General features: G+C 70.1%; 17 protein-coding genes. 9 read left to right on the forward strand and 8 right to left on the reverse strand.

The features are described from left to right. Positions 1 to 4: 4 nt before the first annotated feature. Positions 5 to 325 carry a GNAT family N-acetyltransferase gene (locus tag AC5RVZ_RS12245; RefSeq protein WP_494066029.1) on the forward strand — a complete coding sequence of 107 codons (321 nt, stop codon included), beginning with the start codon at positions 5 to 7 and terminating at the stop codon, positions 323 to 325. Positions 326 to 338: 13 nt separating this feature from the next. Then, a complete protein-coding gene (locus tag AC5RVZ_RS12250) occupies positions 339 to 1382 on the forward strand; it encodes a pirin family protein (protein WP_494066030.1) in 1044 nt (347 codons plus the stop codon). Between the two features lie 153 nt (positions 1383 to 1535). Here the strand turns inward: AC5RVZ_RS12250 and AC5RVZ_RS12255 are convergent, their stop codons facing one another. Next, positions 1536 to 4835, reverse strand: coding sequence for a S8 family serine peptidase (locus tag AC5RVZ_RS12255; protein ID WP_494066031.1), 3300 nt, complete (start codon positions 4833 to 4835; stop codon positions 1536 to 1538). A 143-nt stretch (positions 4836 to 4978) separates the two neighbouring features. Between AC5RVZ_RS12255 and AC5RVZ_RS12260 the strand changes: the two genes are divergently transcribed. After that, on the forward strand, positions 4979 to 5530 hold the full coding sequence (locus AC5RVZ_RS12260; protein ID WP_494066032.1) for an ECF transporter S component: 552 nt from the start codon (positions 4979 to 4981) through the stop codon (positions 5528 to 5530). Between the two features lie 15 nt (positions 5531 to 5545). Here the strand turns inward: AC5RVZ_RS12260 and AC5RVZ_RS12265 are convergent, their stop codons facing one another. From AC5RVZ_RS12265 to AC5RVZ_RS12280, 4 genes are all read right to left on the reverse strand, one after another. Further along, positions 5546 to 6184 (reverse strand): GNAT family N-acetyltransferase, encoded by a 639-nt coding sequence (locus AC5RVZ_RS12265; protein WP_494066033.1) that lies wholly within the window; start codon positions 6182 to 6184, stop codon positions 5546 to 5548. Between the two features lie 5 nt (positions 6185 to 6189). Continuing rightward, positions 6190 to 7194 carry a type I glyceraldehyde-3-phosphate dehydrogenase gene (gene gap / locus AC5RVZ_RS12270; RefSeq protein WP_494066034.1) on the reverse strand — a complete coding sequence of 335 codons (1005 nt, stop codon included), beginning with the start codon at positions 7192 to 7194 and terminating at the stop codon, positions 6190 to 6192. Further along, positions 7191 to 7802 carry a TetR/AcrR family transcriptional regulator gene (locus AC5RVZ_RS12275; RefSeq protein WP_494066035.1) on the reverse strand — a complete coding sequence of 204 codons (612 nt, stop codon included), beginning with the start codon at positions 7800 to 7802 and terminating at the stop codon, positions 7191 to 7193. The genes gap and AC5RVZ_RS12275 overlap by 4 nt, the downstream gene beginning before the upstream one ends. 126 nt (positions 7803 to 7928) lie before the next feature. Next, positions 7929 to 8282 (reverse strand): nuclear transport factor 2 family protein, encoded by a 354-nt coding sequence (locus AC5RVZ_RS12280; protein ID WP_494066036.1) that lies wholly within the window; start codon positions 8280 to 8282, stop codon positions 7929 to 7931. A gap of 125 nt (positions 8283 to 8407) precedes the next feature. On the opposite strand from AC5RVZ_RS12280, the gene AC5RVZ_RS12285 reads away from it, so the two are divergent. Further along, positions 8408 to 9202, forward strand: coding sequence for a helix-turn-helix domain-containing protein (locus tag AC5RVZ_RS12285; RefSeq protein WP_494066037.1), 795 nt, complete (start codon positions 8408 to 8410; stop codon positions 9200 to 9202). 317 nt (positions 9203 to 9519) lie between these two features. On the opposite strand, the gene AC5RVZ_RS12290 is transcribed toward AC5RVZ_RS12285, so the two are convergent. Beyond that, the gene (locus AC5RVZ_RS12290; protein ID WP_494066038.1) at positions 9520 to 9933 is read right to left on the reverse strand and encodes an acyl-CoA thioester hydrolase/BAAT C-terminal domain-containing protein; all 414 of its coding nucleotides are present in this window, start codon (positions 9931 to 9933) and stop codon (positions 9520 to 9522) included. Positions 9934 to 10047: 114 nt separating this feature from the next. After that, positions 10048 to 10362: a hypothetical protein gene (locus tag AC5RVZ_RS12295; RefSeq protein WP_494066039.1), complete on the reverse strand. Its 315-nt coding sequence runs from the start codon at positions 10360 to 10362 to the stop codon at positions 10048 to 10050. Positions 10363 to 10511: 149 nt separating this feature from the next. Here AC5RVZ_RS12295 and AC5RVZ_RS12300 point away from each other — a divergent pair, with 149 nt between their 5' ends. Genes AC5RVZ_RS12300 through AC5RVZ_RS12315 form a run of 4 tightly spaced genes read left to right on the forward strand, consistent with a single transcriptional unit; the run spans position 10512 to position 14171 of the window. After that, the gene (locus AC5RVZ_RS12300) at positions 10512 to 12404 is read left to right on the forward strand and encodes an ABC transporter ATP-binding protein (RefSeq protein WP_494066040.1); all 1893 of its coding nucleotides are present in this window, start codon (positions 10512 to 10514) and stop codon (positions 12402 to 12404) included. Beyond that, positions 12401 to 13237, forward strand: a complete 837-nt coding sequence (locus AC5RVZ_RS12305) for an energy-coupling factor transporter transmembrane component T (RefSeq protein WP_494066041.1) — start codon at positions 12401 to 12403, stop codon at positions 13235 to 13237. The genes AC5RVZ_RS12300 and AC5RVZ_RS12305 overlap by 4 nt, the downstream gene beginning before the upstream one ends. 59 nt (positions 13238 to 13296) lie before the next feature. Further along, on the forward strand, positions 13297 to 13530 hold the full coding sequence (locus tag AC5RVZ_RS12310) for a PLD nuclease N-terminal domain-containing protein (RefSeq protein ID WP_494066042.1): 234 nt from the start codon (positions 13297 to 13299) through the stop codon (positions 13528 to 13530). Beyond that, positions 13527 to 14171 carry a hypothetical protein gene (locus AC5RVZ_RS12315; protein ID WP_494066043.1) on the forward strand — a complete coding sequence of 215 codons (645 nt, stop codon included), beginning with the start codon at positions 13527 to 13529 and terminating at the stop codon, positions 14169 to 14171. The genes AC5RVZ_RS12310 and AC5RVZ_RS12315 overlap by 4 nt, the downstream gene beginning before the upstream one ends. Before the next feature lie 9 nt (positions 14172 to 14180). Here the strand turns inward: AC5RVZ_RS12315 and AC5RVZ_RS12320 are convergent, their stop codons facing one another. Next, positions 14181 to 14975, reverse strand: coding sequence for a hypothetical protein (locus tag AC5RVZ_RS12320; protein ID WP_494066044.1), 795 nt, complete (start codon positions 14973 to 14975; stop codon positions 14181 to 14183). A gap of 158 nt (positions 14976 to 15133) precedes the next feature. On the opposite strand from AC5RVZ_RS12320, the gene AC5RVZ_RS12325 reads away from it, so the two are divergent. After that, entirely contained in the window at positions 15134 to 16375 is a 1242-nt protein-coding gene (locus tag AC5RVZ_RS12325; protein WP_494066045.1) for a maltokinase N-terminal cap-like domain-containing protein, read from the forward strand. Positions 16376 to 16420: the final 45 nt, after the last annotated feature.

Raw genomic sequence — 16420 nt, forward strand, 5'->3', positions numbered from 1 at the left:
GCCGATGCCAGCGAAGACCGACGAGACCACCGTCGCGCGCAACGACGAGGCCGGGCGCTACGAGATCCACGTGGGCGATGTGCTCGCCGGGTTCACCGAGTTCTCGACCGACGCGCGCGGGCGCCTCCGATTCCCGCATACCGAGATCGACCCCGCTTTCCGCGGGCGCGGCCTGGCGCAGACACTCATCGCCGAGGCGATGGCCGACGAGGCCGAGCGCGACGATGTGATCGTGCCGCTGTGCCCGGTCGTCGCCGCCTACCTCCGCGACAACGACGTGCCCGGCCTCCGGGTGGCGTGGCCATCGCGGCCCGCGTCGAACTGACGGCGGACGCGACATGACCAGGCTCGACACCTCGTCCGCCGGGTCGGCCGGTGTGGCCGGCGGCCTCGACCCGGATGCCATGGAGCTGGGCGGTGCGGCGGCCTGCGACGGCCCCCGCACGCTGCTCCTGGAAGCACGCGAGGTGCCGCTGGGCGGCGTCCGCGCGATGTCGGTGCGACGGTCGCTGCCGCAGCGCGATCTGCCGCTCGTCGGCGCATGGTGCTTCCTGGACCGCTTCGGCCCGCAGAGCACCAGGATGCGCGTCGAGCCGCACCCCCACATCGGCCTGCAGACGGTGACCTGGCCGTACGTCGGCGACGTGCGTCACCGCGACTCCGTCGGCAGCGACGTCATCGTCCGTCGCGGGGCGTTGAACCTCATGACCAGCGGTGCCGGCATCGCGCATTCCGAGTACTCGGTCGGCGAGGATGCCACGCCGTTGGATGCCCTCCAGCTGTGGGTCGCCCTGCCGGAGTCGCGTCGGCACGGCGTGCCCGCGTTCGAGCAGCACACCGTGCTCCCCGAAGTGACCCTGATGGCGGAGTCGGGACAGCCCGGGTCTGCGACGGTGGTCCTCGGCGAGCTGGACGGCGTCGTGTCGCCGGCATCGACGTACACCCCGATCGTCGGAGCGGAGTTGCGCATCCCGCCCGGGTCGACCGTCCGAGTGCCGTTGGAGCGATCATGGGAGCACGCGCTCATCGCCGTCGAGGGCGAGGTGGCACTGGTGGAACCCGGCTCGGACGGCGAGCGGGGCGAGGCATCCGTCACTCTCGACACCGCGCACCTGCTGTACCTCGGGCTCCAGCGCGACGACGTGGTGATCGCGAGCGAGGCGGGCGCGACGCTGTTCCTGCTGGGCGGCGAGCCGTTCGACGACGAGATCGTCATGTGGTGGAACTTCGTCGGGCGCAGCCACGACGAGATCGTCGAGGCACGCGAGGCCTGGGAGGCAGGCTCGGACCGGTTCGGTCGCGTCGTGGAGCACGGCGACGAGCGGATCCCGGCACCGCCGCTTCCAGCCGTGCGGCTGACGCGGCGTCGTCGCCGCGTCTGAACTCACGTCGGATCACGCGCCGGGCGGCCGCCGGTACGTCACCTCCGCTTCGGGGATCCCGATACGCGCTGGCGCGCTGCTCGATCACCGGGGTGAGACGCCAGGGCAGACGAAGGCGCCCGGGCCGAAGCCCGGGCGCCTTCATGGGGGTGTCTAGCGGATGATCTTGGCTTCGCTCACCGCCGCGCCGGCGTTGATGTTGCCTTCCTGCGTGGCGGTGACCTGCACCGACAACGCCGTTCCGGCGTCGGCCTGCGTCACGGTGTAGGTCTGCGCGGTGGCTCCCTCGATGGGGGCGCCGTCACGCAGCCACTGGTACGCGAGCGCGACGTCCTTCGGCTCCCAGCGACCGGGGTTGGCCTTGAGCGTCTTGCCCACCTTCGCCGAGCCGGCGATCTTCGGTGCAACCTTGTTGACCGGAGCCGCAGCGCCGGCGTCCACGGTCAGCACCGTGCGCACGTCGGACTCGCCGTACTGCACCACGCCGTAGTAGCGGGTGTCGGGCGCGAGGCCGGTCCACGACAGCGTGTAGCTGGTCGGCGTGCTCTCGGTCACGGGCAGCGGGTTCGGGGTCGCGGTGAGCGAGCCCTCGCCCTCGGGCGTGACCACGGCGGTCGTCAGGTCCCACGTGAACGGCGCGGTGTGCGAGTACACGTGCGCCTCGACGAGGTACGTCCCCGCCGTCGGCTCCGTCAGCACGACCGACTCGTCCGCGGCGGCGCTGGCCGACTGCCACGACTCGTAGTAGCGCAGGTCCTCGGCGCTGACCACGCGGTACACGAACAGGTCGAGGTCGGAGCCCTCGTCGTCCGACGAGTCGAGGTCGAACCGGGCGAGCGTCGCATCCTCCGGCACCTCGACCACGTAGTACGAGTAGCCGTCGGCGTCACCGGACGTCTCGTTGCCGGAGTGACCCGGCACCTCGACGCCGTTGCCGAACACCTCCTCGGTCTGCAGCACCGCGGGGGCGAGGCCGCTGAGGTTCAGCGGCAGCTCCCCGGTCACGCCGGGCGTGATCTCGACGGTCGTGCTGCCGTTGATGCCCTCGCCGGCGACATCCGCGGGAGCGTCCGCGGTCACCGGGTAGATGGCGATCGGTGAGCGCACCGTCGTCGGGCCCGACCAGGTGAGGAAGCCCGTCGCCCACGTCTCCGGGTCGGCGGTCGTCTTGGTGAAGGTCACCGTGAACGTGCCCGTCTGCCCCTCGGCGAGGGTGAGGGATGCCGGCTCCACGACGGCGTCCACGCCCGCGACCTCGGCCGAGGCGGTGTACGTGCCGGCGGTCGTCGCACGCACCGTGCGCGTGACGGTCTGCGGGCCCGACAGCGAGCCGATCGCGATCGAGGCGAGATTGAGGTCGCTGCCGTCGATCGGCTCGACGCCGAAGTCGTACAGGTCCTTGCCCTGCAGGTACGCCGCCCAGTCGGCCGGACCGTTGTCGTAGATCAGACCCGGCTCGAAGAACCGCGTGGGGTCGACGTGTCCGGCGCCCTGCGCGAACGGGTCGGTGCTCGTGCTGCCGTCGCCGTTCTTCGTGTCGTAGGCGGTCGTCATCATGGCCGACTTGATCTCGCCCGGCGTCGCGTTGGGACGCTCACCCAGGTACAGCGCCGCAAGACCGGCGACGTGAGGCGACGACATCGACGTGCCGGACTTGAAGCCGAACGTCGGCTGCTCGCCCTCGGCGTTCTGCGTCGCCGCGAGGATCGCGACACCCGGTGCGCTGACGTCGGGCTTGAGGATGTCGCTGCCATCGGCGAGCATCGGGCCGCGGCTGGAGAAGCCTGCGACGACCGGGGTCGGGGTCTCGATGCCCGTGATGTTCTCGCTGTGCAGTGTCGCGGTGGCATCCGGCGTGCCCTGCACGTAGGCGAGCAGGTCGGCGCGGTACGTGTCGGCGATGTGCACGGTGGGCACCGAGTGGAAGTCGTTGTCGAGCGAGCCCGGCGTGACGTTCACCAGGATCATGCCGACACCGCCCGCCTCGGCGACCGCCTGCGACTTCTCGACGCGGGCATTCGTGCCGCGGTCGCAGACCACGATCTTGCCCGTCACGACGGCCGGGTCGAGGGTGTCGAGGAAGCACAGCTGCGCCTCCGTCACCGCCGCGCCGGTGGCCGCGGCGTCTCCGGCGTAGACGACCGGCGCGGTGACGGTCTCACCGAACGGGACGCTCACCGATGCCCCGGCCGCGAGGAAGCCGTTGGGGAGCTCGACCGTGCCCTCGTACGTCGGGACGGTCGATGCCGCCACGGTGGTGTACCACGGCGAGGCGTGGTCGGCGGTCGACGCACCGGGGCCGTCGTTGCCCGCGCTGACCGCGACGAAGATGCCCGCTGCCGCGGCGTTGAAGAACGCGGCATCCTCGGTGGCGAACGTCGTGGTCGCCGCACCGCCGCCGATGGAGTAGTTGATCACGTCGACGCCGTCGCGGGCGGCGGCGTTGATCGCTGCCATCAGGTCGCTGAGCGCGCAGATGTCGTCGCTGCTCACCAGCGGGTCGGGACCGACGTAGCACGCCTTGTATGCGGCGACCTTCGCGGCCGGCGCGACGCCCGAGACGTTCCCGAAGTCGATGCCCTCGACGGATGCCGCGACATCGTGGTTGCCCGCCGCGGTGCCGGCGGTGTGCGAGCCGTGGCCGTCCTTGTCGCGCGGCGACAGGTAGTCGTCGGCGAAGTCGAAGCCCGCCGCCGCTGCGCCGGCGCTGAAGTACTGGGCGCCGACGAGCTTGGTCGAGTAGTCGTCGTTGCTCCACGCCTGACCGGTCACGCGGTCGCTGCGGAAGGCGTTGCCGTCCGCCTTGGCGTACACGACGGTGTTGCCGTCCAGGTACGGCTCAGCGCCCGGCGCCGTGCCCAGCGGCGCTCCGGCGAAGGAGGGGTTCTCGGGCGCGATGCCCGTGTCGACCACGCCGACGACCGTGCCGGCGCCGGCCTCACCGACGCCCCCGACGGCGTTCCAGACGCCGTTGTCGCCCTCGAGCCCGAGGAACTCCGTGGACGGCACGGCGTCGGGGTGCAGGATCTCGTCCGGCACGACCGACTTGACGCCCTTCGCCCCAGCGAGCTTGGCCGCCTGCGCGGCCGTCAGGTTCGCGGTGAACGCGTTGAGGGTGATGGTGAGGTTGCCGTCCGGCGTGACGCCCGCTTCCTGGGCGACCTCCTGCTGCCGGTCCTCGAGGAAGTTGGAGTAGCGCTGCACATCGCGCGCCGACGCGTCGAGCTTGTCGCCCTTCTCGGGCTTGGTGGGGGCCAGTCCGTTCTCGCCGCCCTCGTACGTGGCCGCGGGGGCCTCCTCGAGAAGGACGATGTAGCGCCCGGCCGAGAGATCGATGGGGATCGGGGTGTTCACCTCCTCCTCCGGAGTCGCACCGAATGCAGCGGTGGCGGTACCGGTGAACAGCGCGGCGAGTGTGACGACCGCAGCCGCTCTCACGGAGGTTCGACCCATGGTTGCCTCCATCGAGGGTCAGGAGTGGGGAGTCGCCGCGCCACGTCGTTGGGGCACGGCTCGCTCAAACGTAACTCTCAGTCGCCTTTCAGAAATGAGAGCTGTGTGAGAAAGGGAATCCACCGGCTCGATAGTCTGTGCAGGTGGCCCGCTCTTCCCGCCTGTCGACGAGCGTTCTGCTCACATGCGCGGCGATCGGAGTGGCGACCGGCATCCTGGGCGGCGCGGCAGGCTGGCTGACGGTGCCGCTGCTGGTCGCGTTCCCGCCGGTGTACGGCTTGCTGCTCGGCGTGCACGTGCTGCCGGGCATCATCGCGCAGGAGGCGCTCCGCACGCCGTGGGTCGCGCTGGTGACTCACGGACTCGCGGCGCTGGTCTCGAGCGCGATCGCCCCCATCTACGCGTGGCAGTTCCTCGGCACGGCGGTTCTCTTCGGCGGCATCCAGGAGCTCGTCGCCGCCGCCGTCCGCTACCGGTCGTGGGCACCCTGGCGCTTCTTCCTCTCGGCCGTCGTCATCGGCATCCTGGTCGCGGTCGTGGTGTTCTTCGCCGCAGACCTCGGCGCACTGGAGATGTGGGCGCAGGTCGCGTATCTGCTGCTGTCCCTGCTCGGCCCGATGGGGTGGACCGCCGTCGGCCTTGCCATCGGCGCGGCGCTGCGCCGGGCCGGAGTGGTGCGCGGATCGCGGGGCTGACCGCCCCGCGATCGGTCACCAGGGCGTTCCGCGCAGATCCACGTCTCCCGGCGGCCAATCGGCCGCTTGCGCGTGGACCGGATGGATGAGGAGGGGCGCAGCGGTCTCGGTCAGCACGGTGGTCTGGTCGATGCGCGACGTGCATCGCTCGGTGACGTGGATCCGTTGCCATCCCGCGCTCTCGTAGAACGGGACCACCTCTGATCGGCAGCCGAGGTAGCCGAAGGCGATTCGAGGATCTGCCCGCATAGCGGCGTGCGCGGCCAGCATCGCTCGACGGCCCACCCCCCGCGCCCGATGGACCGCATCGACCAGGACGCCTCCGGTGCCGGCGACGACGACGGCCACGCCACCGACCGTGATGGTGCGCACCTGGAAGCCGACGTGCGCGATGACGCGCTCCTGGTCGAACACCATCACGTGGACGTCGGCCGGCGAGTAGCCATAGGGCTGATCCGGGTTCCATGACCCGTAGTCGGCGAGATACTCCGAGTCGAACAACGCGCGCAGCGCCGCGAGATCATCGATGGAGAGATCCGGATGCTGCACGATCCGTATCGGCCAGTCCGCCGACGGTGATCCGACGTGACGGAAATCCGCGTGCCCTTCAGGAAGGCCACTCATATCGGGCTTTTCATCAGGCGACTCGTCCACACACGTCAGACCACCGCGCCGAGTCGTTCCGAGAACTCGACGAGACGGTTTGAGAAACCCCATTCGTTGTCGTACCAGCCGTGCACCTTGACCTGGCGGCCGACGGCCTGCGTCAGCGGTGCATCGTAGATCGAGGAGTGCGGGTTGCCGACGATATCAGCAGAGACGAGTGGGGCCTCGGAATACTGCAGGTACCGATTCAAACGCGGGGAGGAAGCGGCAGCGTGGAAGGCGGCGTTGACGTCCTCCGCGGTCACCTTTCTGTGCAGCGAGACCGTCAGGTCGGTGATCGACCCGACAGGCACCGGGACGCGAAGCGCGGCGCCGGTGAGGCGCCCGTCGAGTTCGGGCAGCACTTTGCCGATGGCGTCAGCTGCTCCTGACGAGGCGGGGATCGTCGATATCGCCGCCGCGCGGGCGCGCCGCAGGTCGGAATGCGGGGCATCGTGAAGCCGCTGGTCGCTTGTGTAGGCATGCACGGTCGTCATCAACCCGGACTCGATACCGAAGGACTCGTGGAGCACCTTAGCCAGTGGCGCGAGCGAGTTCGTGGTGCACGAACCGTTGGAGAACACGTCGTGTGCGTTCAGGTCGAGATCGTGGTCGTTCACCCCGAGTACGACGGTGGGGACGTCGCCCTTGACCGGCGCTGACACGAGGACCTTCTTCGCTCCGCCCGCAAGGTGGACCGACGCTGCCGCCTTCTCGGTGAAGCGGCCGGTGGATTCGATGACGACCTCGGCGCCGACCTCAGACCACATGATCTTCGCCGGGTCGGGTTCGGCGAAGACTTTGATGCGCCGACCCTGCACGATGAGCACGTCATCCTCGGTTTCCACCCCGTCGAGGTGGCCGGCGAGGGAGTCCCACTCCAGCAGAGTGGCGAGCGTCGATGTGGCGGCGAGATCGTTGATCGCGACGACCTCGACATCGGCGTTGGAAGCCAGCGCCGCGCGCAGGTAGCTGCGACCTATCCGGCCGAATCCGTTGATTCCGATACGTACTGTCATGGCATCCGTTCCTTCGTGTCGTCGCCCGGGGCGGGAGTGGCGTGGGGCCGCGCAGCGGCGCGCAGCAGGTCGAGCACGCCGTCGCGCGCATCTTCGAACGGCTTCGAGTCCTGTTGAGCGATCGCCAGCACGTATCCGCCTTGCAGCACTGCCATGAGGGTGTGCGCCAACCGCTCCGCATCGAGGTCGTCGCGAAGCTCGCCCGTCGCGATCGCGCTGCGAAGCGCGTTCACCCAGCTGGCGTGGACCTGCGCGAACGCGCGGCCGACGGGAGCGAGGAGCGTGGGGTCTTCGCGAACCTGCGGATCCTGCGTCATCCGCCCCACCTTGCAGCCCTTGAGTGCATCGCGGGGCCGCATCAGATACGCCTGAATCCGCGCCAGGGGACTGCCTTCCGTGCCGTCGAGCTCACTCGAGGCCGGCAGGAGGTCGGCGATATTGCGTTCCAGCGCGGCGAGCGCAAGTTCGCGCTTCGTCGGGAAGTGGTGATACATGCTGCCCTGGCCGACTCCAGATCGTTCCCGCACATCGCGAGGGCTGGTGTCCGCATAGCCGCGCTCCCACATCAGCTCGCTCATCGTTTCCACGAGCCGCTCCCGAGAATCCATGACACGACTCTATACCTACCAGTAGGTATAGTTGCAAACCCGGGCCCAAACTGATCCGGCGGACCCCCGCAACCGCCCGGACCGCCGCCGATCCCGGAACGGCGGTCTCGAGCCGGCGTTGCTGCGTCAGGCGGGGACCTGGTCGAGGAAGCCGAGCACCTGTCGGATGCGGCCATCCTCCGCAGCGACGAGGACATCGAAACCGATGATGATCGGATCTGCGCCAGCGGGGCCGAGCCCCCATTGGAAACGCGTCTGCTGGTGATGCGTGTCGTGGGACCCGACCAGCGAGAACACAAACCCGGGGAACTGGTCCTGCACCGCGCCGATCGTGGCACCGATCCCCTGGTGGCCGGCAACCTCGGTGAGCGGATCCGTGTATGTCACGTCCTCACACCAGTGCTCCGCGAGCAGGCGCGCACGTGCGACCGGGTCGGTGGCGTTCCAAGTTGCGATGTAGTGGTTCGCGAGAGCGTCCATTGGAGTTCCTTTCGGTCTGGAAGCGGCGGGGAACCGCCGTCAGCCATGGTCATGCTCGACCCCGCGTCGCGTCGATTACCTCCCACGTCATCGCGTCGCCATACGTGCCTCATTAGTGTCGGGGCATGACGAGCGTCCAAACGCCTGCGGTGGGAAGTCTGCTCCGGGGGTGGCGCGAGCGCCGCCGCATGAGCCAGCTGCAGCTTTCCTCGCATGCCGACGTGTCCGCCCGGCACCTCAGCTTCGTCGAAACGGGAAGGTCGATGCCCAGCCGCGAGATGATCGACCGCCTCGCCTCGAGCCTCGAGATTCCGCTGAGGGAGCGCAACGAGCTTCTACTCTCGGCTGGCTTCGCTCCCACCCATCCGCAACGCTCGCTGCAGGCCCCGGAATTGCGTTCAGTGAGCGTGGCCTTCCAGCGGATCCTAGATGCGCATCTGCCTCACCCTGCGCTCGTGATCGACCGCTGGTGGGACATCGTGGACCGCAACGCTGCGACGGACGTGCTGCTCGGGGGCTGCGTCGCGCACCTGCTCGAGCCTCCCGTCAACGCGATCAGGTTGTCGCTGCATCCCGACGGCCTCGCCCCGCGCATCAGCAACCTGGGTCAGTGGCGCGCACACCTCCTCGGCCAGTTGCGCAGCCGTGCGGACCGCACTGGCGATCGGAGGCTGCGTGCGCTGGCCGAGGAGGTCGAGTCCTACCCGGGCGACCGGGCCGGAAGACCCGCGATCACCGATGTCGTCGTTCCTCTCGAGCTGAGCATGGATGGACAGGAGCTGAGGCTCTTCAGCATCTCGTCCGCCGTCGAATCAGCTCTCGATGTCACCATCGAGGAACTGCGGATCGAAGCCTTCTACCCAGCGGACAGCAGAACCGCACAGGCGCTCCACGACCTTTCGCCAGGATCGCCGCACTGAGCCATCGACGCTCAGGCGAGTGCCCGGCTCGTCAAGGTGTCGCTCTGCGCGCAAGAGGCCTCGTCATCGCCGGAGCCGCCGACACCATCGGAGCGATCACCCGCGGCGCCCTCGTCCAGCTCGTCACGCCTGACGGCTACCGAGGCCGCGTCTCAGCCGTCGATCACGTCATCGGGAGTCGCCGGCCCTGAGCTGGGGAACATGCGGGGAGGCATGCTGGCCGCTGTCGTCGGCGCGCCGGCAGCTCTGATCGTCGGGGGAGCCAGCGCTCTGCTGGCCGTCACGCTGATCGCGAAATCTCACCGGGATACGCTCCGCTACAAGCACGTCCCCGAATCGCGATGACGTGCCGAATCGAGTTGTGAGACGATCGCCGCCCAGGCCCGCTCCCCGAGCCGGCGATCGGCAGCTTCCGTCCCGCCGCGGCTGATCGCCGCCCCGCCCGCAACGCGCGGTTCGCCGGGGAGGATCGCGCGATGACCCGCGTCGAGCGCAGTGACGATTGGGGTGGCCAGTCCGGCGGCCGCCCGGCGGATCCGTATGCGTTCGGCGTGAGCGGTGCTCGGCCACACGTGATCGTCGCCGCCGGCGACCAGAAGGAGTCGGCCGATTCGCTCGACGGGGATCGCCGCTGCTGCGGCGTCGCCCGGGAACGTGCGTCGCGAGCGCTCGTATACGGCGCGGAAGCGTGGCGGCGTCTCTTCTTCGTACTCTGCCCAGTCCAGCGGCACGTAAGGAAGGAGCGTGCCGCCGAGGGTCCAGTGCGATGTCTCTCGGCCCCGTTCGTCGTATCCTGCCCACACGACATCTGACGGCGCGAACGCGATGACACCGTCAACTCGGTCTTACAGCGCGCCGCACAGCAGCGCAGCCTCCGCGCCGAAGGATGTGCCGACGACCCACACGCGGTCGCAGTCAGCTTTCAGGGCATCGACCCGTTCGAGGAAGACCTCGAGCGGAATCTCCCACGGCCCCGCATGCTGTCCCGGCCCTCCGAACCATCGGATGGACTCCGCGCAGCATCCATGCATGGCGAAGACTCGAGCGCGGTCCTCATCGATGCGGCCGCTCGACCCGGCGACCACGAGCACCCCATCGCCGACGGATTGCTCGGGAGCCCACCGCACCCCATCCGGTGCTGCGAGTTCGATGCGGATCACGAGAGCCATTGTGCCCGGGCGCCTCCGACGTGACGTCGGCAAGAGGTCGCGCTGCACGGGCCGCACCGGCACCGTCCTGCTTCGAGCAGGCGGAGCCGTTAGGGTGGGCTGGTCAGGCTTGCCTTCGTTCCTTCCGCCTGGGACACCCTGTGACTGCACCCGAGCCCGCCGGCTCCGCCGCGCGACCCGCGAGCGCGCCGCCCGCGGGTGCGGCATCCGCTCCGTCGGCGCTCGTGCGCGTGGCGGACCTGGCGATCACGCACGAGGGTGAGGCCACGCCGGCTCCGGCATCCGCGTCGTTCGACATCTCGCCGGGCGAGGTCGTGCTGCTCCTCGGGCCCAGCGGCTCGGGGAAATCGACGCTGACCCTCGCTCTCAACGGCCTGATCCCGCATGCGGTCCCGGCGACCGTGTCGGGGTCGGTGCGGGTCGCGGGGCACGACACGCAATCGGCGACCGTCGCGGAGCTCAGCACCCACGTCGCGATGGTCTTCCAGGACCCCGACGCGCAGCTTGTCACCGGGACGGTCCTGGACGAGGTGGCCTTCGGTCCCGAGAACCTCCGGATGCCGGTGGCCGACGTGCTGGAACGCGCCGAGACGGCGCTTCGCCGCGTGGGTCTGTGGGAGCGTCGCACCGAGAATCCCGATCGCCTCTCGGGCGGTGGCCGCCAACGGCTCGCCATCGCCTGCGCGCTCGCGATGGGCTCGCCGCTGCTGGTGCTCGACGAGCCGACGGCGAACCTGGATCCACGCGGGATCGAGGAGGTATACGCGGCGCTGGCCGACCTCGTCGCGGCGGGTGACCGCGCCATCCTTCTCGTCGAGCACAACCTCGACGCGGCGGTCGGATTCGTCGACCGCGTCGTCGTGCTCGACCACGACGGTCGTCTGGTCGCCGACGGCTCCGCTGACGACATCCTCCGTGCTCAGGCCGAGCGGCTGCATGACATGGGCGTGTGGCTCCCGGTGTCGACGCTCGCCTCGCTGCGTCTGCGCCGCGCGGGCTTCACGCTCGACCCGCTGCCGCTGACGCCCGATGAGCTGCACGCCGCCCTCGAGGCCGCGGCGACTCCGCCCCGACCCTCGACCGCGCCCGCGCGGATTCGGACCACCCCCGCGGATTCGGATGCCTCGCGCACTGGCATCCGAAGCAGCGCCCTCGATCCGAATCCGGGGAAGAACCGGACTGCGGAGGCACCTTTCATCTCGGTGCGCAACCTCACGCTCCGCCGGGGGCGCACGGAGGTGCTGCACGGCATCGACCTCGACATCGCACGCGGGGAGTTCGTGGCGGTCATCGGTGCGAACGGGGCGGGCAAGACCACGCTCATCCAGGCGCTCGCGGGCGTCATCACGCCGCCGAGTGGCACCGTGCTCATCGACGGCCTCGACGTCGCCCGCTCCGACGCGCGCACGCTGTCGCGGCGGGTCGGGTTCGTGTTCCAGAACCCCGAGCACCAGTTCATCGCGCACTCCGTGCTCGACGAGATCGCGCACGGCTTGAAGCTGCAGCACCTGCCGGATGCCGAGGTCCGGGCTCGCGCGGAGGAGCTGCTCGCCCGCTTCGGCCTCTCCGACAAGGCGCAGAGCCACCCCTTCCTGCTGTCGGGCGGCCAGAAGCGCCGCCTGTCGGTGGGCACGGCCCTCGTCGCCGGGGCGCCCGTGCTGGTGCTCGATGAGCCCACGTTCGGCCAGGACCGCGCCCGCGCCGACGAGCTGCTCGCGCTGCTGAGCGAGCTGAACGCCACGGGCACCACCGTCGTCATCGTGACCCACGACATGCAACTGGTCACCGAGTACGCCCACCGCACGGTCGTCATGGCCGACGGGCGCATCCTCGCTGCCGGCGACACCGCCGACGTCTTCGCGGATGCCGACCTGATCGAACGCGCGCGCCTGCTAATGCCGCCGCTCCGGCGCGCGCTCGCCGGCGTGCGCAGGCATCCCGAGCTGTCGAGCATCGTGCGACTCGCCGACCTCCCCGACGCGAGCGAGAGCATCGCGCGGACAGCTGCGGCGACGCGGGGAGGCGACGCATGAGCGATGCTGTCGTGGCGACCTCGAACCACCCCGACCCGTATGCGCCGCAGATCGACGCGCCGGCCGTGCGGTTCCTGTACGGCCTGAACCCGCTGGCGAAGCTCGCGGCGCCGCTTCCCGCGATGGTGCTGCTGGTGTTCGTCCGGGATGTCGAGACCCCGCTGGCCTTCCTCGCGCTGGCGTACGCGGTGCTGCTCGTCGGCGCGCGCTTCACGCGCCGGCTCGCCGCGATCCTCTTCCTCGCGCTTCCGCTCAGCGCTGCAATGATCGCCCTCGGCTTCGCGCTGTGGGCGGACGCCGGGCGCGTGGACCAGTCCGTGGTGGTGTGGCAGCTGGGCGGCTGGACGATGTACGGCGGCGCGTTCGAGGTCGGGTTCGCGACTGGCCTGCGCCTGGCGGCGATCGTCGCACTGACCCTCATCGCGGGGCTCTCGACGACCGGGCCCGACCTGGTGCGCGCGACCGTCCAGCAGCTGCGTGTGCCGTACCGCATCGGCTACACCGCGCTCGCGGCGTTCCGCTTCGTGCCGCGGTTCGGGCACGAGCTCGACATCATCCGTCAGGCCCACCGCGTGCGCGGTGCCCATGGCGGTCACGGCCCGTTCTCGGCCATCGCCCGCTGGTTCGGGTACATCGTGCCGCTCCTGGCCGGTGCGATCCGGCACGCCGAGCGGGTCGCTCTCGCCATGGACGCGCGCGCCTTCGGCGCCTACGCCGATCGGACCGAGCGACACCTCGTGCCGTTCCGCACGCGCGACGTCGTCTTCGTGGCTCTGTTCTGGGCGGCCTCCGCAGCGGTGCTCTGGTCCCTCTTCCCTTGGCGGCTCGCGTAAGGCGTGAGCCTCAGCCGTATGCGCTGGCGACCCTCGTGTCCGGCCCGTAGGTTGTACCCGTGGGCGACGGACACAATCCGCTGGTTCCGGCCGAGTATGACATCGCATGGTCGATCGTCACGGTCGTGGTCGTCGCGCTCATCGCGGTGGCTCTCGTCACGCTGGCCCGATCCGCGAGACGGATGACCGCCGCGCAGGCGCTGCTGTGGACACTCGTGGTCCTCTTCGTCCCGGTGATCGGCGCCATCGCATGGCTGACGATCGGTCGCCGCGCCGAGAGCGCGCAACGATGAAAGCCGCACAGCCGGTACCCGGCGAGCAGTGGCCGCACGGGATGTTGATCGCGGTCGAGGACCGACCGACCGTGCTGCTCGAGCTGCTGTGGATCCGAGAGGCTTATGCTCTCCAGCCGCAGGGCGCCGACCTCCCGCCGCCCCTCGTCAGCAGGCCAGCCGCCGCGACGGAGCTGACACTCAGCCCCGCGACCCGAGCCACCTGGGATGCGGCATGGCCGGTCATCTGGGATGCCGCCGCCGAGCACGCCGGGGCGCCTCCCCTGGGTCCGGATGTCTTCGACAGGATCCAGAACACGCCGGGCGGCCCCGAGCGTGCCGCTCTTCTTCGAGGTGTCGTCGGCCCGAGCTGGCGTGACGAGTTCGGCAATGCAGCACTCGAGGACCCGTCGTACCGGGAGTGGTCCCGACAAGGAGATGAAGCGCACGCCGCTTCACATGCTCGAGGCATCCGCGACGACATCATCAGGCAGGCGGTGAGGGCGCTGGTGCCCGCCTGGCGAGCGGGCCTCACGACGATCGTCACGATCCCGTGCCGAGGCGAACACACCCGACGCCTCGGATCTCACGGCCTCCTGATGACGGATGAGACGCGCTCGGACCTCGCGGCACTGGAGCGTGCGCTGCGCACGTTCGGGTGAGGTCCGTCTTCAGTTCTCGTCGAGGAAGACGCCGACCCGGTCGCCGTCCATGACGAACTGCAGCGCGCGGTCCGGGAACTGAGCGCGCAGCTCCTCGGGCGCATTGCTGTCGACGACCATCTCGATCGTGGCGGGAAAGACCCCGACGCCGCACGAGGCGTACATGTTCCCGTCGAAGGACCATGACCCGGTATCGGCGTCCTCGGCGGGCACCTGGTCCGTCCGAACGAGGGTGAAGCACTCGTCGCCGGGCCCGTTGAATCCGTGCGCGGTCTCGAAGAGTGTCAGACCATAGAACTCCCACGTCACCGAGCTCGGACCTGCACCCATCCAGCCGGCGGGGACCTGGACCGATGTCGGCTCGAGCGTGGCGATCTGCCGCGCCCCATGAGACACCGCGACGGGAGCGACCGACGTCAGGCCGTAAGTGATCCCAGCCGCGACGGCGGCCGAAGCCAGCACCGACAGCACCCACAGCACCCGAGTCCGACGCCGGATGCCGGACCTCGGCGGCGGTGGCGTACCCTCGGTCTCCGCCGACGCGGGCTCCGGATCCACAGCGAGCGCTGACGCCGCTTCCGCATGCGAGGGGGTGTCGAACACCGCCACCGGCTCCGGCGCGGGTGCAGGTTCCGCGGCCCGGGGCGCCGCGGCGGCAACGGGGGACACGGGCGCCGGTCGGCTGACCAGTGCCTCGAGCTCGTGAAGACGCTGCAGCGCTGCCGGGTCCCCCTGGATATCAGCCGAAGGGCCGTACGCGCGAGCTCGCAGAAGGCGAAGTTCGTCCCGCGTCTCGGTGTCCATCCGGTGCATCGTCTCACAGCGTCTGCGTGGCGCGTCAACGACCAGCCGCCTGGGCCCAGCAGCCGACGGCATGGGATAGGTCGGGGTAGCCCCTACGCCCTTTCGCGGTCGCTCGTCCACCCCTTTCTTCGCAGGGCCTGCGCCGGTCAAGGTGAGGTGTGCAGTTCACTGACGATCTCGGCGCCTGGGTGGCGCAACAGCGGTGGTACGCGGGCAAGAGCCACGCGCCACGATTCCGCGTCCTCGATGCGCAACCGGTGCCCGAGGCGATCCGCTACCTGCTCATGGACGACGCGGGCACGCTCCCGGCGCTCTACCACGTGCCCCTCTCGCTGGTGGCCGAGCCGCTCGACCCGCAGGCCGTCGTCGGCCGCGACGACAGCGGCTATCTCGTCGACGCCGCCCGGCATCCCGCGTTCGCCGTCGCGATGCTCGCGGAGATGGGGGTCGATGTCAGCAGGGTGACCGGCTCCCGCGTGCTCACCGGCGAGCAGTCCAACACCTCGATCGTGTTCGACGAAGACGGCGAGCCGACGATCATCCTCAAGCTCTTCCGCACGCTGCACCACGGCGAGAATCCCGACGTCACCGTCCAGCGCGCGCTGAGCGAAGCGGGGTCGCCTTACGTGCCGCGGTTCCTCGGGAGCCTGGACGCCGAGTGGCCGGATGTCGGCCGCGGATCCGGCGTCGCGCACGGCACCGTCGCTTTCGCACAGGAGTTCCTGCCGGGTGTGCGTGACGGGTGGACGGTCGCGCTCGAGGCGGCGGGCGAGGGACGTGACTTCACCGACGCCGCGCGCGACCTCGGGACAGCCGTGGCTGGGGTCCACGCCGCGCTCGGCGCAGCGCTGGGGACGTCGGATGCCGGGCCCGACGCGGTGACGTCGACGGGAACGGCCTGGCGGCGCCGGCTCGCGATCGCCGCGTCCGAAGTGCCCGCCGTCGCCGATCGTGCCCCGGCGGTCGAGGCGGTCTACCGCACGGCGCTCGAGCGCCCGTGGCCGCGGCTGCAGCGCATCCACGGTGATCTGCATCTCGGTCAGGTGCTCGCGGTGCCTCACGGCGGGTGGCGCATCGTCGACTTCGAAGGCGAGCCCCTCCGCCCGATGGCCGAACGCGCGATCCCCGATCTGACTCCCCGCGACGTCGCTGGCATGCTGCGTTCCTTCGACTACGCCGGCGCGGTCGCCGGCGGACCTGATGCGGGCAGCTGGGCGAAGGCCTGCCAGGCCGCGTTCGTCGACGCCTACGCCGCCGCCGACGGATCGGTCGAGCTGGATCCCGTGCTGCTGCAGGCGCTCGTGCTCGACAAGGCGGTCTACGAGTCGATCTACGAGGCGCGCAATCGCCCGGACTGGCTCCCCGTGCCACTGGCCGGCATCGACGCCGCCCTCTCGTAAGGCGCCCCGGCGCGCGGACGCGATCGGTCCGGCTGCCGAGGACCG

It is taken from the genome of Arthrobacter sp. Cza30 (genome assembly GCF_059090765.1).